Raw genomic sequence first — 25,222 nt, forward strand, 5'->3', positions numbered from 1 at the left:
TGCTCAGCGACTGCAGGGATCAGACGGATCCGCCCGTTCAACGGATGCGGGCGTGAGAAGCGCCCCCGGCGGGGCTCGAACCCGCGACCTACCGCTTAGAAGGCGGTTGCTCTATCCGACTGAGCTACGGAGGCTCAAATATCGTAACCGATGCCCGGATGAGAACAGAAAGCGGCCCCGGTTCGGTGCGGACTGTCTCGTCCGTCGCCTCGAACCGGGGCCGACGCTGCCGTGAAAGCTCGGCAGGAACATCTCAGTAGTGACGGGCTGCGTTCTCCATCGACTTCCTCACCGTCACGAATGACACGGCCACCACTCCCGTCATCGCAAGAATGACTGCCACGGCCTCGATCCCGAATGCGAAGTCGACGATGATCGGGAAGAATCCTGCGAGCATGAAGCCCAGCAACGCGACAAGCGTGAGTGCCGTGGCAACAGAGAAGAGCTTTGCACCATTCATTGTCCATCTCCTTCGATCGATGCATCCGATGGAGAAAGACTAACGCCAGATGAGACTCACGTCACTGAGAATTTCAGAAGAATTCGTCTCAGGCTTCGCTTCGAGCGTCGATCGCCTTCTCCAGGCGTTCGAGTTTGCCGTCGATCTCGCCGGTGTAGCCGGGACGGATATCGGCCTTGACCACCAGTGATACCCGAGTGCCGAACTGGCCGACAGCCTCGGTGGCCTCTTTGATGACCGCGAAGACCTCGTCCCATTCGCCTTCGATGGTCGTGAACATCGAGTCCGTCCGGTGCGGCAGACCGGAATTGCGAACGATCTCGACAGCCGCTGCCACGGCATCGTGGACCGAGGCGTCGGCCCCTTCTCCCCCACTGGGAGCGACTGAGAAAGCTGCGAGCATGATGGTGGTCCCTTCTGTCCGGTCCGGTGGGGAGCCGATCGGCTCCCCACCGGTTCATCTGTCTGGATTGCGGTCGAACGACTCGGCTCAGGCCTGAGCGGGCACTGTCACGATGAGCGAGTCACCCTGCCCGCCGCCTCCGCAGAGTGCGGCGATACCCGTGCCGCCGCCTCGGCGCTGGAGTTCGAGGGCAAGGGTGAGGACGACCCGGGCTCCCGAGGCACCGATCGGGTGGCCCAGTGCGACGGCGCCGCCGTTGACGTTGACCTTGTCCTCGTCGATGCCGAGGTCCTTGGCGCTGGCCAGGCCGACGGCGGCGAAGGCTTCGTTGATCTCATAGAGGTCGAAGGAATCGGCTGCGACGCCTTCGCGTTCGGCAGCGACCTTGATCGCCTGTGAGGGCTGGTGCTGGAGAGTCGAGTCCGGACCGGCGGTCCAGGCATGCGAACGGATCTCGGCGAGGATCGGAGCGCCGAGCTCTTCGGCCTTCTCACGCGACATGACGACGACAGCGCAGGCTCCGTCGGAGATCTGTGAAGCGTTGCCCGCGGTGATCGTTCCGTCCTTCTGGAAGGACGGCCGCAGCTTGGACAGGGACTCGGCCGTCGTGTCAGGACGCACACCCTCGTCTGCGGAGATGGTGACAGCGCCCTTACGCGAGCTGATGGTCACTGGCACGATCTCGTTCTCGAAGGCACCGGCCTTCTGTGCCGCCGCCGCGCGCTGGTGCGAACGAGCGGAGAACTCATCCTGCTCAGCGCGCGAGAACTCGCGGTCACCGGCATTGGCCTCTTCGGTCAGTCCGCCCATGGCCTGATCGGTGAATGCGTCCCAGAGTCCGTCGTAGTCCATATGGTCCTTGGCGACGACATCACCGTACTTGTACCCCGAACGCGATTTCATCAGCATGTGCGGGGCCTGGCTCATCGATTCCTGCCCGCCCGCCACGACGACGTCGTACTCGCCGGCTCGGATCAGCTGAGCCGCTTGGGTGATCGTGTTGATTCCCGACAGGCACAGCTTGTTGACCGACACAGCCGGAACGGACATCGGAATGCCGGCTTTGACTGCCGCCTGTCGACCGGGGCCCTGACTGTTGCCGGCCTGCAGAACCTGGCCCATGATCACGTAGTCGACGTCGGAGCCCTGAATGCCGGCACGATCGAGTGCCCCGGCGATGGCTTCGGCGCCGAGCTCGACGGCACTGAGTTTCGACAGCTCTCCCTGCAGTCGCCCGAACGGTGTGCGCGCTCCGGCGACGATCACTGCATCAGCCATATTTCCTCCTCGTATATCCGCGCTGCGGACGCGTGTCCGCAACACGTATGCATTTCGACATCCACCAGCCTAGTCGAGGCCCATGTGGCCTGCATCACGGGGTCCGCACGGACGTTCCCGAAGGCTCTGTCCGCACTCTCGCATTCGCACCCAACACTCATGGAGTCTCCGTTAGAGTAGGACGAGGACAGCCTAAGAACACCCCCTTTCCAAGATGACAGGAGTTCGCTTCAGTGACGCCCACCGAAGAATTCCGCACAGCGATGCGCGGCTACGAGAAGAGTGAAGTCGATTCGCGACTGCAGCAGCTGCGCACCGAGGTCGAGTCGGTTCGCAAGGCCCTGGCCGATGCGCGCAGTCAGGTCATCAATGCAGATCGGGCGAAGCTGCAGATCGCCGGTGAGCTCTCCGAAGCCAAAGCACAGCTGAAGAAGGCAGCCAACGACAACGCAGAGGCGGCAGGGCCTCCCGGAAGCCGCATCGACCATCTGCTCAAGATCGCCGAGTCGCAGGCCCGCGAGACCCTTGCTCAGGCCAATTCCGATGCTGAGACGATCCGGAACAAGGCTCGCGCCGAAGCGGCATCCGCTCGCGCTCGGATGCACACCGAGAGCAACGACACACTGTCCAATGCTCGCTCGGAAGCCGATGCGATCATCTCCTCGGCCGAACTGCGCGCCGAAGAGACGATCAAGGCCGCTGAGAAGCGCGCAGCCGAGCTCAGCGCAACCACCGAACGCGAGACCAACCAGGCCAAGGAAGCGAATGCCGCTTCCGCGAAGGAGGCTCGCGAGAGCCTCGATCTCGAGCTCTCCGAACTGCGGGCGACCGCTGAGAAGGAAGCTGCGGATCTGCGTGCCGAGGCCAAGACCGAGGCGGAGGAGACGGTGGCGGCTGCTCAGGCACAGGCCGATGAGCTGCTCAAGTCCGCGAAGGCTCGCGACGAGGCATCGAAGAAGGCCGGAAACGACTTCGACGTCGAGCTCGCGAACAAGCGCAAGGAAGCCGAGACCGAACGCAAGAAGCGCTACGAAGAGGCTCAGGTCGAGAACAAGAAGCTCGTCGAAGAGGCTCAGGCACGCGCAGCGAAGGCCGACACCGAGGCCAAGGAAGCTGCCGAGCGTGCGGAGCAGACTCGCACCGACGCAGTGAAGAAGGCCGACGAGATCATCGCCGACGGAAAGTCCCGCGCACAGACGCTCATTGCGGAAGCTCGCGCCACCGCCGAGGCGACCATTGAGGAATCCGCGGCAGAGGCCAAACGCAATGTCGCCTCCGCACAGTCGCAGGTCGATCTGCTCACGAAGCAGCGCAAGACGATCACTGCTCAGCTCGACCAGCTCCGTTCGCTGTTCGCTATGCCCGGGGTCATGGGCGGCGACTCAGTGGATCCGGCGAAGGCCGAATCGGCGTCTCACGCCACCGAGCAGATCGCCGACGGTCAGGAGCTCGAAGACCTGCTGGCCGACGATGACTCGTCGGATGCGCCCAAGACCGACGACTCCGCGAAGTCGACCGATGACGCAGCATCGCACGACGCCGAAACCTCGAAGTCCGGATCCGCCTCGGGCGGGGGTTCGAAGTCGACCGGTCCTGCGAAGAACGATGGTGCCGGAGCCGAGGGCAGCGGCCCTGCGAAGGCTTCCGACGAGTCGGCCGAAAGCTCGAAGTCGACTCCTGCTTCGAAGAACGCTGCGGAGTCGAACGCTGACTCTGCCGCTGATGAGACGGACACGGCAGGCGAAGATCTGCCCAACGGCGCCACCGATGAGGACACGATCTCGATCAACGCTCAGGTCTCCGGCTCGAAGGACAACAACTCGAAGACCTCGCGCTCGCGCAACTCGCTGCGCTGAGATCGATTCAGTCGAGACCGACCGGGTCCGGACCGATTGATCTGAGACCGACCGAATCGATGATGACGATGGGACCCGCTGATGCGGGTCCCATCGTCATTGTGAGGCACGTTGGCTGACTGAGGTCTCAGTCGACTCCAGCCCTGTTGACGACAGCCCGGAGATCATCTGACCTCACCGGAAGCGGTCGAAGCAGTGCTGGTGCCAGTGCCGCCTGCTTTCGACCCCGATCTCGATTCCGTGGCGAGCATCCTGACGCCACGCAACGACATGGCTCGAGGCGGCACTGACATCGCGGCCGCAGCCAGGGCACACATAGACCTTTCCGGAGTCGTTCCCCTTCACGGTCTGCACGGACCAGGTTCCGTCCGGCAGTGAACGGCTTGTCCTCATGCCTGCCACAGAGTCGGACAGATCGCGGGGAGACTGCTGCCATTTGTTCTTGCGACGCGAGGATGAAGATCGTGGCATTGAGTCATTGTCTCACGTAGGCTGAAGCGCGTGCGTCTAGTCATTGCCCAATGCTCCGTTGATTATGCCGGTCGTCTGACCGCCCACCTTCCGATGGCCACCCGCCTCATCATGCTCAAGTCCGACGGCTCGGTGCTCATCCATTCCGACGGCGGTTCCTATAAGCCGCTGAACTGGATGACTCCCCCGTGTACGGTTCGGCATATCGAGCCCGACGCCGAGCAGGCCGAGGCCGGCCTGACGGCGCTGTGGGAGGTTTCCCAGACGAAGACCGGTGACCGTCTCGTCATCTCCATCGCCGAGGTCCTCGCTGACGACTCCTATGAGTTCGGGGTCGATCCCGGGCTGGTCAAGGACGGGGTCGAAGCGCATCTGCAGGAACTGCTCGCCGAACATATCGAGACCCTCGGCGAGGGCTACAGTCTGGTGCGCCGCGAGTACATGACCGCGATCGGTCCGGTGGACATCTTGGCTCGTGACGACGGACAGAAGTCTGTGGCGGTGGAGATCAAGCGCCGCGGCGATATCGACGGTGTCGAACAGCTCACCCGCTATCTCGAGCTGATGAATCGCGATCCACTGCTGAGCCCAGTCAACGGAGTCTTCGCTGCTCAGGAGATCAAACCGCAGGCACGCACTCTCGCTGAGGACCGGGGCATCCGCTGCGTCGTTCTCGACTACGATGCCCTCCGCGGAATGGACGACCCCGAGACCCGCCTCTTCTGATCACCCACGGTCGGCCGGCGGATAAGCCCACGGTCAACCTGCGGGAAAGCCGGCCGTCCCTTCCCACCTCGCCGATCAAGCCGAGCCGTGTCGCTCCGATCGTGCAGCGTCCATAGCCACTCCGCGCGGCCCCACAGCGCCGTTCACGTTCGAAAGTCACTTGCGGATCCGCTCCGTCGAGGTGGTACTTTCCTGCACCATCGAACTCTGCGATGACCTTGGCCCGCCTATTGGCGAAATCGGTACGGCCCAAGTGCTTGCCGTCTCTATCGCGAATGTCGACCTGCGGCTCGAATCCCGGAATCGAGTGTTCGACGAACCGCACCGCGCAGACCGACTCAGCGACGCTCTCGCGGCGTGCATCGACATTCTCCAATACCTTGACGATCCTCCGTGCGCCTGTGCGAACAGGATGCGCTTCGCTGAAGGAACGCATCTCGTCGATGGTCACGACCGAGCTGCGCACCGCTGCGTCGAGCACCGCGACAGAGAACGCGAGTGGACAATCCCGAGCAATGTCGACCAGCGTCTGCAGGACCGTCGTCACCGCGATCCCATCGACGAACTCGTGCCCTGCACCATCTGAACCGCGTCGCCGCACGAGCATCTTCGCCAGACGAACTCCACTGCGCGGACTCACCGATTCGGCGAAGACGCCATCCCGCTCGACTCTGTCGGCAATGTGGTTGTGGGAGCCGCCGCTATCGCATTGACGAAACTGTGCGTCGGATCAGAGCATTCTGCGGTGACAACATATCGCCCTCGTTCCAATCGTCGCAGACAGCATCCTTCGGCGGCTTTGATCCGATGACAGTCCCACCCGGCCGCGAGCAGTGCGGCAGTCGACAGACATCCATACATGCCTTCAAGCATGGGTGACGAGACGCGGGAGTACCAGGATGAGAAGTCGAGCTGTGGATAACTCCCGACTCGTCCGCTCAGACCGCATCGTACCCAGGATCGGCCGCTCTGCAGGTCCGCGGAACCACCGCGCAGCCCCACGAACGGCGGTCGGTCTCAGTCGCCGTTCAAGGCGAAGCGCGTTTTCCGCGCCGTCTACCTATCGACAGAGGAGGGCGGACTTGAACGAGAGAGCGAACCTCGGACAGACGGGGGCCGGCTTGAACGAGCGCGGAGACTACCGAAAACCGAGTGCGGACTTGCACGAACGGGGCAAGTCCTGACAGCCAGGGTCCGCAGAGTCTGTCGAAAGAGAACTAGTCGAAGGTGAGGACGTCGCGCTTCTCGACGCGTTCGATGTCGACACCGAGGGCGCGAAGATTGTCGACGAAATTCTCGTAGCCTCGTTCGATGTGATCGATTCCCGATACCTCGGTCACTCCCCCGGCCCGGAGAGCAGCCATGACCAAGCCGGCTCCCGCACGGATGTCGGAGGCTTCGACCTCGGCTCCGGAAAGACTCTCGCTGCCGGTGACGAGTGCATGATTGCCGTCGATGCGGACCTTCGCACCGAGGCGGGCGATCTCCTGCACGAAGCGCCAGCGCGCTTCGAACAGATTCTCAGACAGCAGACCGATTCCGTCGGACACCGAGTTCAATGCGATGACGAACGGCTGCAGATCGGTCGGGAACCCCGGGAACGGCATGGTGGCCACGCGGATGGCATGAGGACGCGGAGCGCCGATGACGCGGAACCCCTTACCCTGCGTTCCATCACCGAGGATGATCTCACCGAGGTCTTCCACCGTGGCACCCGAATCCCGAAGCTTCATCCCGATATTGGGCATGATGTCGAGCCCGACTCCGCGCACGGTCACATCGCCCGCGCTCAATGCGGCGCCGAAGGCGAAGGTTCCGGCGACGATGCGGTCTCCGACCGTGCGGTGGGTGACCGGCTGCAGCGATTCGACACCGGTGATGGTGAGGTCAGAGGTGCCGATCCCCTCGATCTGCGCCCCCATCTCGACGAGCATCGTACAGATGTCGACGATCTCGGGTTCGCGCGCAGCGTTGGCGATGGTCGTCGTGCCGTGGGCGAGAGTCGCCGCCATGACGAGATTTTCGGTGGCCCCGACGGAAGGGAATTCGAGGACGATCTCGGTACCGCGCAGACCCGTCGGCGCCTCGGCGACGAAATAGCCGTGGTCGAGGTGGACGACAGCGCCCAGGGCCTCGAGACCGGCCTGATGCATGTCGAGTCCCCGGGACCCGATGGCGTCACCGCCGGGAAGAGCCACATGTGCGGCTCGCATCCGTGCGGTCAGCGGGCCGAGGACGGAGATCGAAGCCCGCATTGCGCGGACGAGCTCGTAGTCGGCTTGGATGCCGACTTCGGCGGGGACGTCGATGCTCACGACGCCGTCTTCGGCGTCATAGTCGACCTCGCAGCCGAGGCGGACGAGCAGTTCGACCATGATCCGCACGTCGAGGATGGCCGGGACGTTGGTGATGGTCGTGCGTCCCACGGCGAGGAGACTCGCCGCCATGAGTTTGAGGACGCTGTTCTTGGCGCCTCTGACGTCGATGGTTCCCGCCAACTGTGCGGGCCCGGTCAAGCGGAAGACATCCATTAAGTGAAACGTCCCATCGTCGGATTGAAGCCAGGAGGTGATGATTCGAGCCACGAAGCCATCGTGGACAGGGATTCGGTGTCCATTGCCAGAGACACGGAACGTGGACGACCGTCCGCCTTGCCGTACGAACAGTCGACGACGACCGCTTCGGGCAGAACCGAATACTGCTCACCGGAGGTGGGCTTGCGCCGGACGAGGATGTCGAGATCCGCGCGCGGCAATCGGAACGCGGCGCGCCGCGTCAGTGCGAAGACCGGATACCAGTCCAGGGAAGTGACCGAGAACACGGCCACGCCCAAACGCCAACGTGGGCGAGAAGAATACTCCTCGCCCACGTTGATGGAACAGTCAAAGGCACCCGAGAGCTTCGAGATCGACCTGCGTCGGATCGTGACGACCACGATCAGAGCAAGCGCAAGTCCTACCAACGAGAGCAGAACGATCAGCAGGACAGAAGGGTTCACGGTTGCCAGTGTAACCTGCGGATCAGAGAAGTTCGGCCTGATCAGCGGCAATGATCACACGGTTGTTCTCCACGGAGAGGAATCCACCATCGGCTTTGACCCTGATGGTGTCCTCTCCCGGGGTGAGAATTCGTGCTTCGCCGTCGGCGACGACACCCAGCACGGGCTCGTGGCCCGGCAGGATGCCGATCTCGCCGTCGAGGGTACGGGCGATGACGCGCTTGGCCTCACCGACCCATACCTCGCGATCAGCAGCCACGACATTCACTTCGAGCGTCGCCATGGCTTACTTCTGCATCTCTTCGTAGTTGCGCATAACGTCGTCAAGGCCGCCGACGTTGAAGAATGCCTGCTCCGGGATGTGGTCGACTTCGCCCGAGCAGATCTTCGAGAAGCCTTCGATCGTGTCGGCCAGCGGCACGGTCGAACCGGGAACCTGAGTGAACTTCTCAGCGGTGTAGGTGTTCTGCGAGAGGAACTGCTCGATACGACGCGCACGGTGAACGACGAGCTTGTCCTCTTCACCGAGTTCATCGACACCGAGGATGGCGATGATGTCCTGCAGTTCCTTGTTCTTCTGCAGAATCGCCTTGACCTCGTTGGCCACGCGGTAGTGCTCGTCACCGACGATCAGCGGATCGAGGATGCGCGAGGACGATGCGAGCGGGTCGATCGCCGGGTACAGACCGCGCGAAGCGATGTCACGGCTGAGCTCCGTGGTCGCGTCGAGGTGGGCGAATGTCGTCGCAGGAGCCGGGTCGGTGTAGTCATCGGCGGGAACGTAGATCGCCTGCATCGACGTGATCGAGTGACCACGCGTCGAGGTGATGCGCTCCTGCAGCAGACCCATCTCGTCAGCCAGGTTGGGCTGGTAGCCCACGGCCGAGGGCATGCGACCCAGCAGGGTCGAGACCTCGGAGCCGGCCTGGGTGAAGCGGAAGATGTTGTCGATGAACAGCAGCACGTCCTGGTTCTGCACATCGCGGAAGTACTCCGCCATGGTCAGCGCCGACAGCGCCACGCGCAGACGGGTGCCTGGCGGCTCGTCCATCTGGCCGAACACCAGCGCGGTGTCCTTGAAGACTCCTGCCTCATCCATTTCCATGATGAGGTCGTTGCCCTCACGGGTACGCTCGCCCACACCGGCGAACACCGAAGTGCCCGAGTGGTTGTGCGCGATACGGAAGATCATCTCCTGGATGAGCACGGTCTTGCCGACGCCGGCGCCGCCGAACAGACCGATCTTTCCACCCTGGACATATGGGGTCAGGAGGTCGATGCTCTTGATGCCGACTTCGAGGATCTCGGTCTTGGACTCGAGCTCGTCGAAGGCCGGGGCCGGACGGTGGATGGGCCACCGCTCGGAGATCTCCAGCTCCTCACCGTCGGCGAGGTTGAGGCAGTCACCGGTGGTGTTCCACACGTGGTGCTTGGTCACGTCTCCGACGGGAACGGAGATCGGTGCGCCGGTGTCGACGACTTCCTGTCCGCGGACGAGTCCGTCGGTCGGCTGCAGCGACACTGCGCGGACCAGTCCGTTGCCCAGGTGAAGTGCGACCTCGAAGGTCAGCTTCCGGGTTCCTTCGGACAGTTCCACCGACGCGGTCAGTGCGTTGTAGATCTCGGGCACGGAGTCGAGCGGGAACTCGATGTCGACAACCGGGCCGATGACTCGGGAAATCCGGCCGAGGGCAGTGCCCTGTGCCGGAGAGGTTTCCGTTGCTGTGGCAGTCATGGTCTCTTTCTCTCTGCTCTCGCCGGTCAGTCGCCGGCTGCCGATGCCGCGAGGGCATCCGCCCCACCGACGATCTCGGTGAGTTCCTGGGTGATTTCCGCCTGGCGAGCCGTGTTGGCCAACCGGGTGTAGGTCTTGATGAGATCATCCGCGTTGTCCGTGGCTGTCTTCATCGCCGCCTGTCGCGAGGCCTGCTCGGATGCTGCTGCGCTGAGCAGCGCCGACAGAATGCGCGAATCGATGTATCGCGGCAACAGTGCGTCGAGCACAGCCTCCGCACTCGGTTCGAACTCATAGAGCGGGAACGCGGGTGCATCGGACGATTCCCCAGCCTGTCCGCCGGTCGCTGCCTCTTCGGCGTCGACGACCTCCAGCGGAAGCAGTCGCCGGTATTCCGGGTCATGCGTGACGCTGGAGACGAAACGGGTGAAGACGATGTAGATCTCGTCGATCCCTGAGTCAGCCGACTCCGGGTCGAAGTTCTCCAACAGCGCCTCGCCGATCTCACGTGCGTGTTCGGCCAGCGGGTTCTCGGAGATGCCTGTCCAGGACTTCTCGATCTTGCGATCGCGGAAGGTGTAGTAGTTCTTGGCCTTGCTGCCGATCGTGAACAGGTCGACGCTCTTGCCCTCGTTGCGCAGCAGCCGAATGAGTTCCTCGGCTTCGCGCAGCAGGTTCGCCGAATAGGCACCGGCGAATCCGCGGTCGGGCCCGATCACGAGGACGGCAGCATGCTTGACGTTGTCCGACTCCGTGGTGAGAACGTGGTCCACGTTCGACTCGCTGGCCACTGCCGACACGGCCCGGGTCAGGGCGTTCGCGTACGGGCTTGCGGCCTGCGAGCGGGCAATGGCCTTCTGGATCCGCGAAGCAGCGATGAGCTCCATCGCCTTGAAGATCTTCCTCAAGGACTGAGTCGAGCGGATCTTCTGTTTGAAGACCCTCTGCTGGGCTCCCATCAGTTCTTCCTTTCGCCGTTACGGAACAGGTTCAACGCTTCTGCCGAACGATCTGCTCCTGCTCGACCTCGTCGGAGGTCGCGGCTGCGGTGTCTTCGCTGCCGGCCTTCGAACCGCTCTGGTCCGAGCTGGCGAAGTTCTTGGTGAACTCGGCCAGGACGCTCTTCAGCTCTTCGGTCGTGTCGTCGTCGAGCTTCAGCGTCTCACGGATGGTCGTGAAGATACCGGTCTTGCGCTCGATGTGATCGTGCAGTTCGGACTCGAAGCGGAGCACGTCGTCGACAGGGACCTCGTCGAGGTAGCCGTTGGTTCCGGCGAAGATCGACACGGTCTGCTTCTCGAACGGCATCGGGGCGTACTGACCCTGCTTGAGCAGCTCGGTCAGTCGCGCACCGCGGGCCAGATCGCGCTTGGTCGCATCGTCGAGGTCGGATGCGAACATCGCGAACGCCTCGAGCGAACGGTACTGAGCCAGCGAGATCTTCAGCGTGCCCGAGACTCCCTTGAGAGCCTTCGTCTGAGCGGCACCACCGACTCGAGACACGGACACACCGACGTCGACAGCGGGACGCTGGCCGGCGTTGAACAGATCGGACTGCAGGAAGATCTGACCGTCGGTGATCGAGATGACGTTGGTCGGAATGAACGCACCGACGTCGTTGGCCTTCGTCTCGATGATCGGCAGACCGGTCATCGAACCGCCGCCGAGCTCATCGGAGAGCTTCGCGCAGCGTTCCAGCAGACGCGAGTGCAGGTAGAAGACGTCGCCGGGGTAGGCTTCACGGCCCGGCGGACGACGCAGCAGCAGGGACACGGCACGGTAGGCCTCAGCCTGCTTCGACAGGTCGTCGAACACGATGAGGACGTGCTTGCCGTCGTACATCCAGTGCTGACCGATAGCGGAACCGGAGTAGGGAGCCAGGTACTTGAAGCCTGCCGGGTCAGACGCGGGAGAGGACACGATGGTCGTGTACTCGAGCGCACCGGCCTCTTCCAGCGAACGGCGGACGCCGGCGATGGTCGAGCCCTTCTGGCCGACGGCCACGTAGATGCAGCGGACCTGCTTCTTCGGGTCTCCGGTCTCCCAGTTGGCCTTCTGGTTGATGATCGTGTCGATCGCCAGAGCGGTCTTACCGGTCTTGCGGTCACCGATGACCAGCTGACGCTGACCACGGCCGACGGGGATCATCGCGTCGATGCTCTTGTAGCCGGTCTGGAGCGGCTCACGCACTTCCTGGCGGTCCATGACGCCGGCGGCCTGGAGCTCGAGCTCACGGCGGCCGACGGTCTCGATGTCGCCGAGTCCGTCGACGGGACGGCCCAGCGGATCGACGACACGGCCGAGGTAGCCGTCGCCGACCGGAATCGAGAGGACCTCGCCGGTGCGGTACACGTTCTGCTCTTCGGCGATTCCGGAGAACTCACCGAGGATGACGACGCCGATCTCTCGTTCGTCGAGGTTCTGTGCCAGGCCCAGTGTGCCGTCTTCGAACCGCAGGAGTTCGTTGGCCATGGTGCCGGGCAGGCCCGAAACGTGAGCGATACCGTCACCAGCGGTGACGACCTTGCCGACCTCGGTCTTTTCCGAGCTCTCCGGGTTGTACGAATCAACGAACTTCCCGAGAGCGTCCCGGATCTCTTCCGGGCGAATTGTCAGTTCCGCCATCTGGTTTCCCTGCTTCCTTTACTCAAATCTTGCGTCCGACGACCGGTGGGCCGCCGATGCCGGAGAAGCCGGCCACTAGTGTCAACCTGCGAGCTTGCGCTGCACATCGGCCAGTCGATCGGCCACGGTCGAGTTCATCATCTCGTCGCCGACCTGCACCCGGACTCCCCCGAGAACATCGGGGTCGACCTGGACATTGAGGACGAGTTCGCGACCATAGCTGGCCGACAATGCCGCCTGCAGCCTTTCGGTCTGCGACTCGCTCAGAGGTCGGGCGACGGTGACGTCCGCAACCGACCGCTGCTGGCGGGCGGCGAGGATATCGCTGTACTGGTCGAGCGCCTTCGCCACGCGGAGTCCGCGCGGGTGCAGAGCTGCCTGTTCGACCAGCTTGATGGTGTCTGGCTGTGCCTTGCCGGTGAGCAGGTCGGAGACGAGAGCGCGCTTGCTCTCATCGGTGGCCTGCGAATCGAGCGCGCGGGACAGCTCGTGGTTGGATTCAAGCAGACGCGCGAAGCGGAAGATCTCCTCTTCGACCTGCCCCAGCTTCCCGTCCGCTTGTGCAGCAGCGGCGATCGCTGTCACACCGGCGACTTCGAGACTGGTGACGAGGTCCTGGGTCCGCGCCCAACGATGGCCGACGGCCTTGTCGCTGATACGCAGAACCGCATCCGTGATCCGAGTCGAGAACAGAGTCCGCAGCAGCTGCTGCTTCCTCTCGGCCGACTCGGAGGAGTCTGCCAGAGCCTTGCGCAGTCCGACATTCTCGGCGAGGACGCCGACGAGTGCCAGAGTCTCCTCACCGATCTGTCGGGGGTCTCCCCCGGAGATCTCGGAATTCGCGGTCTCGAGGACGGCCTGCAGGGACAATCTGCTCGACTGGAGCATCACGCCCCCTTGACCGGCTGCGCGGACGAGTTGGACTCGAGATCGGAGATGAAGCGATCAACCACATTGGCCGAACGCTGGTCATCGGTGAGTGACTCACCGACGATCCGCGATGCCAGGTCCGTGGCAAGAGTGCCGACCTCGGAACGCAGCTGCACCATGGCGGACTGACGTTCTGCGTCGATCTGAGTCTGTGCCTGAGCGATGATGCGATCAGCCTCGGAATGAGCCTGGGCCTTCATGTCGGCGATGATCTGGGCGCCTTCTTCCTGAGCCTCGGCGCGCAGTCGTGCAGCTTCGGCACGACCGTCGGCGAGCTGCTTCTGATACTCGGCCAGAGCCTGATCGGCTTCGGCCTGCACCTTCTCGGCCTTCTCAATTCCACCCTGAATGCGCTCAGCACGCTCGTCAAGGGTCTTGTTGAAGGCGGGAAGGACGTACTTCCAGACAACCAGGAAGACGATCAGCAGACAGACGGCACTCCAGACGATGTCGTACAGCGCCGGGAGAAGCGGGTTCTCCGCGGAGGCGACGATGTTTACCGGAGTCATCTTTCAGTCCTCTTCGAGATCAGGGCAGGAAGAACGGGGTGGCGATACCGATGAGGGCCAGGGCCTCGATCAGAGCGATACCGAGGAACATGTTTCCGCGCAGGGCGCCGGCCATTTCGGGCTGACGAGCGGTTCCTTCGATGGTCTTGCCGATGACGATGCCGACACCGACACCGGGGCCGATTGCGGCGAGGCCGTAACCGATCGTCGAAACGCTACCTGAGACTTCGGCGAGCATATCCATAGGATGCTTTTCCTTTCATAATGAAGTCGGGTGGTTGGCCCGACCGTGCAACTCGTGAGTTACGGATCTAGGGGTGCGATCTCAGTGTTCGTCCGAGATCGCGGCATTGATGTACACACAGGACAGAAGAGCGAAGATGTAGGCCTGCAGCACGACGATGAGCATCTCCAGGATGAAGACGAACATGCCGCCGGCGAAAGTGACGATGCCGAAGAACTGGAATCCGTTGGCGGCGTCGAAGAGGAAGAAGCTCGTGGCGGAGAAGCAGAGGACGAGCAGGAGGTGGCCGACCATCATGTTCGCGAAGAGTCGGATCGCCAGAGTGAACGGCTGGGTGACGAACTTCGTGATGAACTCGATCGGGATGAGCAGGATGTGCATCGCCGGCGGGACGCCGGGCAGGATGAGCGAATCCTTGAGGTAGCGGCCGAGGCCCTTCTCTGCGATGCCGGCCCAGTGGTAGGTCACATAGACCACGAGGGTCAGCACGATCGGCATGCCGATGACGCCGGTGCCCGGCATGTTGAGGAACGGAATGAGCTTGGTGACGTTCCAGAAGAGGATTCCGAAGAAGATCGCAACGATGAGCGGCATGAACTTCTTGGCCTTCTCCTTGCCCATCGTGTCCTCGGCGATGCCGACGGTCACGAATTCCATGGCGAGCTCCATGCTCGACTGGAAGCGGGACGGAATGAGCTTCATGCGCTTGGCCCAGACGGCCAGCAGAACGACGACTGCGACGGTGGCGATGATGCGGATGAGCATCACGCGGTTCATTTCGAACGGTGTGCCCTCAAAGAGGAACGAGGCTGGAAAGAACTCAGCCATCGACGGTGCGTGGAAGCCGCCTTCTGCAGCACTGACTGTTGTGTTCGCGGCGTTGAGTGTTCCCACGTTTTTACTACTCTCCCATGGTCAAGGGCCCTGATGGCCTGGCCTTGGCCCCGCACTGATGGCGAGGCTTGAGGTTCAGGAGCGACAAAGGGCGAAGATCCGCCCAAGCACCGGAACTACTCTACCAACTGTAGAGAGTGACCGACAAATTCATCAGGCTTCTCTGTGCAATTTCTGTCAACGATTTTATACGACACGTCATTCGTCTCGTACCTCACCCCACTACGTGCCTCAGATGGGTGCGGCAAGTGGTCCCCTCTCGCCTATCTCGCCTCCGGATCGACATAGGGAACGCGTCCCTTGACCACGGTGATCGCCTCGACGAGCGAGGAGCCGATGACCGCGACGACGATCGTGAAGAAGGCGACCGTGCCGTCGAGCCAGGTCGCATCCTTGATCCGCCAGATGACGATCATGAAGATGAAGGCCTTGAAGAGGAACCCGATGCCGAGGAACCCGGCGATCGCGGTCAGTCCCATGTTCCGCCCCACGTACATGACGACGAGGGTGATGATGATGAAGACCGCAGCCAGTCCCCCGCCGACGGCCCCGCCGACGAGTCCCGTCATCCCCGACACCAGCCAGCCGATGCCCATTCCGAGGGCCGCAACGACGAGGACGAGGATGATGCCCCGGATGAGCAGGGTCCTCCAGACGCGGGTCCAGGCTGCTTCGACTTCGGTCTCTCGGCGCGGTATCGGATCGGTCACGAGATTTCCTCTCTGGCTTTCTGACGCATGCGAAGGGGATAGAAGGTGAAGATCAGGGTGATGGCAGCGAGGCCGCCGATGACGCAGGCCGAGAACAGCCAGCCCTTGAACAGGAGCAGCACCGATCCGAAGGCGATGAGCGCCGTCCAGGTGTAGAGGATGAGCACCGCACGCGCGTGGGAATGTCCCAGACGCAGCATCCGGTGGTGGAGGTGTTTGGCATCGGCGGAGAACGGAGACTGTCCGGCACGCAGCCTGCGCACCACGGCCAGTCCGAGGTCGAGCAGCGGCAGGAACATCACGGCCACAGGCAGGATGATCGGCATGAATGTGGCGAACGCTCGCTCTTGGCCGATCAGCGCCGGGTCGACCTGGCCGGTGACCCTGATCGTCGAGGCGGCGAGCAGCAGGCCGATGAGCATCGACCCGGAGTCGCCCATGAAGATCCTCGCCGGATTGAAATTGTGCGGGAGGAAACCGAGGCAGGCGCCGACGAGGATCGCGATGATGAGCGAGGCGAGGTTCGCATACGACTCCGGTGAAGCGTCACGAGCGAGCCAGTAGGAGTAGATGAAGAAGGCGCTGCCGCCGATGGCGACGACGCCCGCGGCGAGACCGTCGAGTCCGTCGACGAAGTTCACCGCGTTGATCGTCACGAGGACGACGAGGACCGTGACGATGATCGACATCCGCGGGGAGCCGATGATGACTCCGCCGAAGGGAATCGACAGCAGCGCCACTCCCTTGATCGCCATGAAGCCTGCGGCGAGAGCCTGACCGGCGAGCTTCGCCATCCAGTGCAGGTCCCAGATGTCGTCGATGACTCCGAGCAGACACAGCAGGCCGGCGGCTCCGGCGATTCCGATGATCGGGCCCAATTCGACGAAGATCCGATTGAGGAAGGGCATCTGGGAGGCGAAGATGAGGCCTGCCAGAAGCCCGCCGAACATCGCGACTCCGCCCAGCCTCGGCGTCGGAATGGAATGGACGTCGCGGTCACGCAGCGGTGAGAAGATCTTTCCTCGTTCGGCCACCCGCTTGACCATTGGAGTCAGCAGGTACGCCACGAGGGCGGAGACGACGAGGATGAAGAGGTAGGCGCGCACTCAGCCGTCCAGGTCGATGAGTTCGGGGACGATTTCGCGCAGGTCCTCGGCGGTGATCGGACCGCGGCGCAGGATGCGGGGCACGTCGCCGCTGAGGTCGATGATCGTCGAGGACAGCCCCGACTCCCGCACTCCCCCGTCGACGTAGATGTCGACATCGTCGCCGAGCATCTCCTGCGCTTCGTCGGCGGTCCTGGCGGCGGGCTGTCCGGAGATGTTCGCACTCGACACGGCCAGAGGCCCGGTGCGGCCGAGCAGGGCCAGCGCCGACTCGTCGTCGGGCATGCGCACGGCCACGGTTCCGTGGGTATCGCCGAGGTCCCAGTCGAGGGAGGGCTGAGCGTTCGCGATGATCGTCAGCGGTCCGGGCCAGAATTTCGCGGTCAGTGCCAGCACGGTCTCATCGACCCCGTCGACGAGCCCGAAGATGGTCTCCGCGCGTGGGACGAGAACCGGAGGCGGCATGTCCCGTCCCCGGCCCTTGGCCGCGAGCAGAGCCGCAACGGCCGATGCGCTGAAGGCATCGGCGGCGATCCCGTAGACCGTATCGGTGGGGATGACGAGCAGGTTGCCTGTGTCGACGACTCGCGCGCACTCGTCGAAGACGAGTTCACGGATCTCTTCTTGGCTGACGTCGAATCGTCTCGACACGAGTTCTCCGTTTCGAATGTTCGGGTTGTGGTTTCGGTACTGGGCAGTACGCGGCGGGAATTCGTCTCCGAGATCCCCTACGCCTCACGGCGCGCCACTGTATAGCGGTCGCGTCCAGTGTAGTCCTGGAATGTGGCGGCATGTCTCAGACTGGCCGAGGCCTCCAGGAGTTCCCGTGCCCCTTCGCCCTGTTCCTCACTGTGTTCCATGAGGAAGAGTCCGCCTGATCTCAGCAGCTGCTCGGCTTGACTGATGATGAGTCCCGGAATCTCCAAACCCGATTCCCCGCCGTAGAGCGCGGCCGCGGGATCGTGTTCGGCGACCTCCGGGTCTCGCGGCACGGCGGAATCGGGAACATAGGGCGGGTTCGTCACCACGATGTCGGCACGCCCGCACAGATCCGGCCGAGCCTTCGTGATCGTCGTCGCATCACCGGAGATGAACTCGACCGTCGACTCGCCGAGGCGGCACTGCTCGAGGTTCTTCAGTGACCATTCCAGGGCCGCGGATTCGCGTTCGACGCCGAGGACGTCGACGCAGTCGAATTCGGTGGCAACGGAGAGGGAGATCGCTCCCGAACCGGAGCACAGGTCGATGACGAAGGGACGCCGAGCCTTGTCGTTCTCCGTAGTCGAGTCAGTTTCGGCGAGTTCGGACAGTTCGCTCAGAACGGCTCCGGCGAGCACCTCCGTCTCCGGTCGGGGCACGAAGACTCCGGGGCCCACCTGCAGCTGCAGATGCCGGAAGTGGGCGATGCCGGTGAGATGCTGCAGCGGTCTCCGCCGCCGCCGCTGGTCACAGAGTTCGGCGAATCGAGTGCTCACCGACTCCGGCACGGGTTCGTCGAAGAGACGGCGGCGGCTCAGCGATGCCCTGTCGATCGACCATGCGTGGGCGAGCAGTTCGAGCGCATCGGCTTCGGGACTCGCTATGCCTGCTTCGGTGAGGAGCGTGGTCGCCCCGCGAAGGAGGTCGGAGACGAGAGTCGGCCTGACAGTGTCCAGGTCAGTCCCCCAGTGCGTCGAGGCGTGCGGCCTTGTCGGCGTCGCGGCAGGATCCGATGACCGGATCGAGGTCGCCGGCGAGCACCTGATCGAGATTGTAGGCCTTGTATCCGGTGCGGTGATCGGTGATCCGGTTCTCCGGAAAATTGTAGGTGCGGATGCGTTCCGAGCGATCGACGGTGCGCACCTGCGAACGACGGATGTCGGCGGCTTCCGCTGCGGCCTCTTCGGCCTGCTTGGCCAAGATCCGAGCACGGAGCATGCGCATCGCTGCGTCTTTGTTCTGCAGCTGGGACTTCTCGTTCTGGCAGCTCGCTGTGATTCCGGTCGGCAGGTGCGTGATGCGCACAGCGGAGTCCGTGGTGTTCACGGACTGGCCGCCGGGTCCGGACGAGCGGTAGACGTCGATGCGCAGATCGTGTTCGTCCAGCTGGATCTCTTCGGGTTCATCGACTTCGGGGAAGACGAGCACCCCGGCTGCGGAGGTGTGGATGCGTCCCTGCGATTCGGTGACCGGCACCCTTTGGACACGGTGCACTCCGCCTTCGAACTTCACCCAGCCGTAGGCGCCGTCGTTCTTCGCCTTGACGGCCATGGTGACGTCCTTGTATCCGCCGAGATCCGAATGCGTGGCGTCAAGGATCTGGCTCGACCAGCCGCGTGAGTCGATCCACCGCTGATACATCCGCAGCAGGTCACCGGCGAACAGCGCGGATTCGTCTCCGCCTTCGCCGGCTTTGATCTCGATGATGGCGTCTCGGGAGTCATCCGGGTCGCTGGGTACCAGGAGATCTTTGAGCTCACCCTCGGCCGTCTCCATCTCTGCGGACAGACGCTTGGCCTCCGCGGCGAAGTCGGCGTCGTCCTCAGCCAGCTCCACGGCGGCTGCGTGGTCGGCTTCGAGTTGGGCGAAGTGCCGGGCGGCCGCGGCGACCTTGTCGAGTTCCGCGTACCGCCTGGTCAGCTTCTTGGCCCGGCCGGCGTCAGCGTGGACCGCGGGGTCGGAGAGTTCCTCCTGCACCCGGGCGTGCTCATCGAGCAGTGCGCTGACGCTGGCCGTGAGGGTGTCGTCGACCATCTCAGCTGTTGTCGGTCGACGACTTCGGCAGCGGGGTCGTCTTCTGCACCTGCATGAGGAACTCGACGTTCGAGCCGGTCTCCTTGAGCTTCGACATGAGCAGTTCGACAGCCTGCTGCTGCTCGAGGCCCGAGAGCAGTCGGCGCAGCTGCCACATGACCTTCGTCTCTTCCTTGGTCATGAGCATCTCTTCGCGGCGAGTGCTCGAGGAGTTGACGTCGATGGCCGGGAAGATGCGCTTGTCGGCAAGCTGACGGCTCAGACGCAGCTCCATGTTGCCGGTGCCCTTGAACTCTTCGAAGATGACTTCGTCCATCTTGGAGCCGGTCTCGACGAGAGCCGTGGCGAGGATGGTCAGCGAGCCGCCGCCTTCGATGTTGCGTGCAGCACCGAAGAACTTTTTCGGCGGGTAGAGCGCATTGGCGTCGACACCGCCGGAGAGGATCCGACCGGATGCCGGCTGGGCGATGTTGTAGGCACGTCCCAGGCGCGTGATGTTGTCGAGCAGCACGACGACATCGGAACCCATCTCGACGAGGCGCTTGGCGCGTTCGATGGCGAGTTCGGCGATCGTGGTGTGGTCGTCGGCCGGACGGTCGAAGGTCGAGGCGATGACTTCGCCCTTGACCGCACGCTGCATGTCCGTGACTTCCTCGGGACGTTCGTCGACGAGGACGACCATGAGGTGCGCTTCGGGGTTGTTCTCCGTGATCGCGTTGGCGATCTGCTGCATGATCGTCGTCTTGCCGGCCTTCGGAGGCGCGACGATGAGTCCGCGCTGGCCCTTGCCGATGGGGGTGATGAGATCGATGAGACGGGTCGAGTGCAGCTTCGAGGTGGTCTCGAGGCGCAGACGATCCTGGGGGTAGAGCGGAGTCAGCTTCGAGAACTCGACACGGCTGCGGGCATCGTCGACGGTGAGTCCGTTGACGGAATCGAGGCGGACGAGGGCATCGAACTTCTCGCGCTTGTTGTTCCGCTGTTCGTTCTCACGCGGCTGACGGATCGCGCCGGCGACGGCGTCGCCCTTGCGCAGACCGTTCTTGCGCACCATGGATGCCGAAAGGTAGACGTCGTTCGGCCCCGGCAGGTAGCCGGAGGTGCGGAGGAAGGCGTAGTTGTCGTGGACGTCGAGGATGCCGCCGACGGGGATGAGCACATCGTCGTTGCGGATGTCCGGCTCGTCGTTGCCGCGGCCGCGGCGCTTCCGATCCCGGCCCCGTCCGCGGCGGTTGTTGCCGCGATCGTCATCGTCGTTGCTGCGGTTGCGACGATCATTGCGGTCGTTGTTGCCGCCCCGGTCGTTGCGGTGGCCGCGATCGCTGCCGCCGTCCCGGTCATTGTTGCCCCGGCCGTTGCCGCCGTTGCGGTCATTGCCGCCGCGGTTGTCGTCGGAGCGGTCATTGTTCCGGCTGCGACGGTCGTTGTCGCGCCCTCCGCGGTGGTCACGGTCGGAGCGGTCCTGGTCGCCGGAGCGATACTGGCCGCCGCGGTCGGCCGATTCCTCACCGCTGCCGTCGCGGCCCTCGGTCTGGGACTCGGAGCCGCGGGAGCGAGAACGGCTGCGGCGAGAGCGCTGACGATCCTGATCGCCGCTGTTCTCCTCGGAGGCTGCTCCCCCGGACTGGTCCGCACCGGACTCGTTCGCCGTCGAAGACGACGAGGACTCGGTGTTCGGTTCGATGATGAGCGCCGGAGCGTCCTCGGACGCGGAAGCGGCAGAGCGACGCGAAGAGCGACGGTTCGTCGACTCCTGCTTCTTCTCGTCCTGTTTCTCCGCCGGCTTCTCGGTCTTGGCAGCAGAATCCGCGGCGGGTTTCTTCTCGGTGGGGGCGGACTTCTTCTCAGCGGATCCGCCCGAATGGTTGTTGATGGCGTCGATCAGTTCGCTCTTGCGAAGGCGACGGTAACCCTTGATTCCCAGCCCGGCAGCCATTTCCTGGAGCTGAGGCAGCCGCAGCGCTGTGAGGCTGCCTGTGCGCGGGGTGGAATCCTGAGTGGTGGTTTCAGACACGAAGGTCCTTCTCCCTCTTTCGGCCGTGCGGCATGTGCCGTTTGCTCACGGCGACGGAAACACCATTGACGGTGCGTTGTGAAAGAAAACCTGCTAAAGAATGAGCAGGAGATGTTCCAGAATGTATGACATCGGCGACGGACCTGTGAAGAACAGCGGGAAGCCGTGCCCTGTCGGAACACCCACAGTCTACTTGTTCGGAGACGATCTGGCGAATCGCTTCCTCAGATTTCTCGGCTCACCCGGTAACCGCCGAGGTCAATCGCGGTGCGCTGAGCGACGAAGCCGTCCGGCACGAGAGCGTCGGGCACCGCCTCGGTGAGGACGAGCACCGTCGGCCCGGCGCCGGAGACGACGGCTGGGAGACCCTCGGCGCGCAGTGCGTCGACCAGCGCCATCGACTCCGGATAGGCACCCCGGCGGAACTCCTGATGGAGCTGGTCGCGGGTGGCTTCGAAGAGCACCCGGGAGTCATTGCTCATCCCGTGGACGAGCAGGCCCGCCCGAGCCGAATTGTCGGCGGCGATCGCGTGATCGATGCCGGCGGGAATGAGTCCACGGGCAACCTCGGTGTCGAGGCGGAACGAGGGCACGAGCACAGTGACCGCCTCGACGGTGCGCACCGGCACCTGCCACGACTTCACGGGCGCCGACAGAGAGACGGTGAGTCCGCCGAAGATCGCGGGGGCGGCGTTGTCCGGATGCCCCTCGACGGCGGTGGCGATCTCGAGGATCCGGTCCCGGCTCAGCCCGACCCCGGTCGACCAGGCTCCGAGTTCCGCTGCGAGGCCGATGCCGGCAACGACGGCTGCGGCCGAGGAGCCCAGTCCGCGGGAATGCGGAATCCGGTTGTCGCACTCCAGCGACAGACGCGGCCTCAGCTCCGCCGCGTCGGCGGGAAACTCCGAGTCGAGCACCTCACCGATGATGCGCATGATCAGGTGCGAGCCGTCCCGGGGCAACACCTCGGCGCCCTCCCCCGTGACCTCGACGCAGCGGTGAGGATCGACTGCCGCGTCGTGGACGGTGAGGGTGAGGGTGTCGACGATGTCGAGGGCCAGCCCGTACGAGTCGTAGCCGGGTCCCAGATTCGCCGAGGTGGCCGGGACCTCGAGTCGGACGCGCACCCTCAGCTGTCCTCGAGTCCCAGCGCGCGTGCGGCGCTGACGGCGTCGACGGAGACCCGCTTGGTCTCGATATCGGATCCGTCGGCGGTGTGCAGTGCCCAGCTGGGGTCCTTGAGTCCGTGACCGGTCACGGTGACCGCGATCGTCGCATCGGCAGGGACCCGACCCGCATCGGCCATCTTCAGCAGACCCGCCACCGAGGCGGCCGACCCGGGCTCGACGAAGATGCCCTCTTCGCTGGACAGGATCTTGTGCGCAGCGAGGATCTCGTCGTCGGTGACCGAATCGATGAGACCGCCCGAGTCGTCACGCGCCGCTTCGGCCTGCGTCCAGCTGGCGGGGTTGCCGATGCGGATGGCGGTCGCCACCGTGTCCGGTTCGTCGACCGGGTGGCCGAGCACCAGCGGTGCGGCACCGGCGGCCTGGAAGCCCCACATCTGAGGCAGCTGCTTGGAGATCCCGTGTTCGCGGTATTCGTTGTAGCCCTTCCAGTACGCCGTGATGTTGCCGGCGTTGCCGACGGGCAGAACATGGATGTCGGGAGCGTCGCCGAGGACGTCGACGATCTCGAATGCCGCGGTCTTCTGACCTTCGATGCGATCGGGATTGACCGAGTTGACGAGGTGGACCGGGTAGGACTCCGAGAGCTTGCGGCACAGCGTCAGGCAGTCGTCGAAGTTTCCGTCGACTTCGAGCAGGGTCGCTCCGTGGGCGATGGCCTGGCTCATCTTCCCCGGCGCGATCTTGCCGGTGGGCACGAGCACAGCGCAGGTCAGTCCGGCCTTCGTGGCATAGGCGGCGGCAGAGGCCGAGGTGTTGCCCGTCGAGGCGCAGATGACGGCTTTGGCACCATGGGCCACAGCCTTGGTGATCGCCATCGTCATACCGCGGTCTTTGAACGACGCAGTCGGATTGAGGCCCTCGTACTTCACCCATACCTGGGCACCGGTGCGTGCGCTGAGCTTCTCCGCCCTGATCAGCGGGGTCCCGCCCTCACCGAGTGTGACGGCGGGGGTGTCAGCGGAGATGTCGAGGAGGCTCCGGTATTCCTCGACGACGCCCTTCCACTGGTGTCTGGGGTAGTTCATAGTCACTGTCCTTCTACGCGGATCACGGATTTGACGGTGTGGACGACAGGCAGATCGACGAGTCGATCGACCGTCTTCTGCAGAGTCGAGTCGGTGTTCGAGTGGGTGGCGAGCACGAGCTTCGCGTGCTGGACGCCGTTGTCGTCGATGTCCCCGATCGTCTGTCGCATCAGTTCGATGGATGCCCCTTCATCGGCGAAGACTTCGGAGACTGCGGCGAGCACACCGGGACGGTCGACCACGTCGAGGGTGATGTGGTACCTGGTCGTGATCGCCGAGATCGGCAGGATCGGGTAGTCCTCGTGGAAGGGACGTTCGTACTGTCCGCGACCGCCGAGCACCTTGCGCCTGGCCACGGACACGAGGTCTCCCAGCACGGCGGATGCGGTCGGTGCTCCGCCGGCTCCCTGTCCGTAGAACATCAGCTCGCCGGCGGCTTCGGCCTCGATGAACACGGCGTTGAAGGCACCGCGGACGGATGCCAGTGCGTGGCCGCGATCGAGAAGCGCCGGGTAGACGCGCGCCGAGAGTCCGGCGCCTGCCGGTGATGAGGCCACACGTTCGCACACGGCGAGGAGTTTGATGACGAAGCCCTGGTCTCGGGCGGTCTCGACCATCTCGGCGGTGACGCCTTCGATGCCTTCGACGTGGACGTCATCGATCGACACGGGTGCATGGAAGGCCAGCGAGGACAGGATCGCAGCCTTCGCCGCCGCATCGTGTCCGCCGATGTCAGCGGTCGGATCGGCCTCTGCGTATCCGAGCCCTTGGGCGGCAGTGAGGGCCTGGTCGAAATCCCAGCCCTCGGAGTCCATCTGGTCGAGGATGTAGTTCGTCGTGCCGTTGACGATGCCCATGATGCGTTCGATTCGGTCCCCGGCCAGCGAATCGCCGACAGGTCGGATGATCGGGATCGCCCCTGCCACCGCCGCTTCGTGCTCGAGGCGCACACCAGCGTCGTCGGCAGAGGACATGAGCTCGCCGTAGCTGGCGGCCAGCAGAGCCTTGTTCGCGGTCACGACCGATGAACCCTGGCGCAACGCTGCGGTGATGAGCGAGCGGGCGGGTTCGATTCCGCCCATCAGCTCGACGACGATATCGGCTCCGGCGATGGCCGCCTCGGCGTCGGTCGTCAGCAGCTTCTCGTCGATTCCCGGACGGGCCTTCGAAGCATCGCGGACGACGATGGCGCTCAGCTCCAGCGGAGCGCCGATGCGCTCGGCCAGGCCCTCCGCGCGATTCTGGATTCGGGCGGCGACCTCCGTGCCGACGACTCCGCATCCGAGCATGGCAACCTTCAGTGCCTGCATTTCCT

The 25,222-nt window shown here is 63.9% G+C and carries 25 protein-coding genes and 1 tRNA gene; 3 read left to right on the forward strand and 23 right to left on the reverse strand.

Going from position 1 to position 25,222, the window contains the following annotated elements; all coding sequences use genetic code 11:
- Positions 1–60 precede the first annotated feature (60 nt).
- The 4 genes from ACSBQT_RS00950 to ACSBQT_RS00965 all read right to left on the reverse strand — a co-directional run bounded on the left by ACSBQT_RS00950 (position 61) and on the right by ACSBQT_RS00965 (position 2,141).
- A tRNA-Arg gene (locus ACSBQT_RS00950) sits at positions 61–134 on the reverse strand.
- A gap of 119 nt (positions 135–253) precedes the next feature.
- Positions 254–460 carry a hypothetical protein gene (locus ACSBQT_RS00955; RefSeq protein ID WP_139466994.1) on the reverse strand — a complete coding sequence of 69 codons (207 nt, stop codon included), beginning with the start codon at positions 458–460 and terminating at the stop codon, positions 254–256.
- Positions 461–548: 88 nt separating this feature from the next.
- Entirely contained in the window at positions 549–863 is a 315-nt protein-coding gene (locus tag ACSBQT_RS00960) for a thiamine-binding protein (RefSeq protein WP_181270448.1), read from the reverse strand.
- An 87-nt stretch (positions 864–950) separates the two neighbouring features.
- A complete protein-coding gene (locus ACSBQT_RS00965; RefSeq protein WP_181270447.1) occupies positions 951–2,141 on the reverse strand; it encodes an acetyl-CoA C-acetyltransferase in 1,191 nt (396 codons plus the stop codon).
- 233 nt (positions 2,142–2,374) lie between these two features.
- Between ACSBQT_RS00965 and ACSBQT_RS00970 the strand changes: the two genes are divergently transcribed.
- From ACSBQT_RS00970 to ACSBQT_RS00980, 3 genes are all read left to right on the forward strand, one after another.
- A complete protein-coding gene (locus tag ACSBQT_RS00970; RefSeq protein ID WP_435000613.1) occupies positions 2,375–3,997 on the forward strand; it encodes a cell division protein in 1,623 nt (540 codons plus the stop codon).
- Between the two features lie 501 nt (positions 3,998–4,498).
- Complete coding sequence (gene nucS, locus ACSBQT_RS00975; protein ID WP_435000614.1) at positions 4,499–5,194, forward strand: endonuclease NucS; 696 nt, start codon at positions 4,499–4,501, stop codon at positions 5,192–5,194.
- Between the two features lie 253 nt (positions 5,195–5,447).
- Positions 5,448–5,780 carry a hypothetical protein gene (locus ACSBQT_RS00980; protein ID WP_435000615.1) on the forward strand — a complete coding sequence of 111 codons (333 nt, stop codon included), beginning with the start codon at positions 5,448–5,450 and terminating at the stop codon, positions 5,778–5,780.
- Between the two features lie 631 nt (positions 5,781–6,411).
- Here the strand turns inward: ACSBQT_RS00980 and murA are convergent.
- From murA to ACSBQT_RS01075, 19 genes are all read right to left on the reverse strand, one after another.
- Positions 6,412–7,725, reverse strand: coding sequence for a UDP-N-acetylglucosamine 1-carboxyvinyltransferase (murA, locus tag ACSBQT_RS00985; protein ID WP_435000616.1), 1,314 nt, complete (start codon positions 7,723–7,725; stop codon positions 6,412–6,414).
- Complete coding sequence (locus ACSBQT_RS00990; RefSeq protein WP_025776910.1) at positions 7,725–8,192, reverse strand: DUF2550 domain-containing protein; 468 nt, start codon at positions 8,190–8,192, stop codon at positions 7,725–7,727. The genes murA and ACSBQT_RS00990 overlap by 1 nt, the downstream gene beginning before the upstream one ends.
- A 22-nt stretch (positions 8,193–8,214) precedes the next feature.
- Entirely contained in the window at positions 8,215–8,475 is a 261-nt protein-coding gene (locus ACSBQT_RS00995; RefSeq protein ID WP_101545515.1) for a F0F1 ATP synthase subunit epsilon, read from the reverse strand.
- Positions 8,476–8,478: 3 nt separating this feature from the next.
- Complete coding sequence (gene atpD, locus ACSBQT_RS01000) at positions 8,479–9,927, reverse strand: F0F1 ATP synthase subunit beta (RefSeq protein ID WP_264801512.1); 1,449 nt, start codon at positions 9,925–9,927, stop codon at positions 8,479–8,481.
- A gap of 26 nt (positions 9,928–9,953) precedes the next feature.
- Positions 9,954–10,886, reverse strand: coding sequence for a F0F1 ATP synthase subunit gamma (locus ACSBQT_RS01005; protein ID WP_410710142.1), 933 nt, complete (start codon positions 10,884–10,886; stop codon positions 9,954–9,956).
- Between the two features lie 31 nt (positions 10,887–10,917).
- On the reverse strand, positions 10,918–12,552 hold the full coding sequence (gene atpA / locus ACSBQT_RS01010; protein WP_435000618.1) for a F0F1 ATP synthase subunit alpha: 1,635 nt from the start codon (positions 12,550–12,552) through the stop codon (positions 10,918–10,920).
- An 81-nt stretch (positions 12,553–12,633) separates the two neighbouring features.
- Positions 12,634–13,440 carry a F0F1 ATP synthase subunit delta gene (locus ACSBQT_RS01015; protein WP_420095677.1) on the reverse strand — a complete coding sequence of 269 codons (807 nt, stop codon included), beginning with the start codon at positions 13,438–13,440 and terminating at the stop codon, positions 12,634–12,636.
- A complete protein-coding gene (locus ACSBQT_RS01020; protein WP_039210678.1) occupies positions 13,440–13,991 on the reverse strand; it encodes a F0F1 ATP synthase subunit B in 552 nt (183 codons plus the stop codon). Before ACSBQT_RS01020 ends, ACSBQT_RS01015 begins: the two co-directional genes overlap by 1 nt.
- Positions 13,992–14,010: 19 nt before the next feature.
- Positions 14,011–14,235 (reverse strand): F0F1 ATP synthase subunit C, encoded by a 225-nt coding sequence (atpE, locus tag ACSBQT_RS01025; RefSeq protein WP_025776917.1) that lies wholly within the window; start codon positions 14,233–14,235, stop codon positions 14,011–14,013.
- An 81-nt stretch (positions 14,236–14,316) separates the two neighbouring features.
- On the reverse strand, positions 14,317–15,129 hold the full coding sequence (gene atpB / locus ACSBQT_RS01030) for a F0F1 ATP synthase subunit A (RefSeq protein ID WP_235355140.1): 813 nt from the start codon (positions 15,127–15,129) through the stop codon (positions 14,317–14,319).
- A 263-nt stretch (positions 15,130–15,392) separates the two neighbouring features.
- On the reverse strand, positions 15,393–15,839 hold the full coding sequence (locus ACSBQT_RS01035; protein WP_172169190.1) for a hypothetical protein: 447 nt from the start codon (positions 15,837–15,839) through the stop codon (positions 15,393–15,395).
- Positions 15,836–16,945 (reverse strand): MraY family glycosyltransferase, encoded by a 1,110-nt coding sequence (locus ACSBQT_RS01040; protein ID WP_139907914.1) that lies wholly within the window; start codon positions 16,943–16,945, stop codon positions 15,836–15,838. Before ACSBQT_RS01040 ends, ACSBQT_RS01035 begins: the two co-directional genes overlap by 4 nt.
- Positions 16,946–17,596: an L-threonylcarbamoyladenylate synthase gene (locus ACSBQT_RS01045; RefSeq protein WP_139466979.1), complete on the reverse strand. Its 651-nt coding sequence runs from the start codon at positions 17,594–17,596 to the stop codon at positions 16,946–16,948.
- Positions 17,597–17,673: 77 nt separating this feature from the next.
- Positions 17,674–18,600: a peptide chain release factor N(5)-glutamine methyltransferase gene (prmC, locus tag ACSBQT_RS01050; RefSeq protein WP_435000773.1), complete on the reverse strand. Its 927-nt coding sequence runs from the start codon at positions 18,598–18,600 to the stop codon at positions 17,674–17,676.
- Position 18,601: 1 nt separating this feature from the next.
- Positions 18,602–19,678, reverse strand: coding sequence for a peptide chain release factor 1 (prfA, locus tag ACSBQT_RS01055; RefSeq protein WP_139466978.1), 1,077 nt, complete (start codon positions 19,676–19,678; stop codon positions 18,602–18,604).
- Between the two features lies 1 nt (position 19,679).
- Positions 19,680–21,692, reverse strand: coding sequence for a transcription termination factor Rho (gene rho / locus ACSBQT_RS01060; RefSeq protein ID WP_139466977.1), 2,013 nt, complete (start codon positions 21,690–21,692; stop codon positions 19,680–19,682).
- 224 nt (positions 21,693–21,916) lie between these two features.
- Positions 21,917–22,819, reverse strand: a complete 903-nt coding sequence (gene thrB / locus ACSBQT_RS01065; RefSeq protein WP_435000619.1) for a homoserine kinase — start codon at positions 22,817–22,819, stop codon at positions 21,917–21,919.
- A 2-nt stretch (positions 22,820–22,821) separates the two neighbouring features.
- A complete protein-coding gene (thrC, locus tag ACSBQT_RS01070) occupies positions 22,822–23,907 on the reverse strand; it encodes a threonine synthase (RefSeq protein WP_139466975.1) in 1,086 nt (361 codons plus the stop codon).
- A gap of 2 nt (positions 23,908–23,909) precedes the next feature.
- Positions 23,910–25,217: a homoserine dehydrogenase gene (locus ACSBQT_RS01075; protein ID WP_139466974.1), complete on the reverse strand. Its 1,308-nt coding sequence runs from the start codon at positions 25,215–25,217 to the stop codon at positions 23,910–23,912.
- Positions 25,218–25,222: the final 5 nt, after the last annotated feature.

This window comes from Brevibacterium sp. H602 (assembly GCF_051172395.1).
Lineage (GTDB): Bacteria > Actinomycetota > Actinomycetes > Actinomycetales > Brevibacteriaceae > Brevibacterium.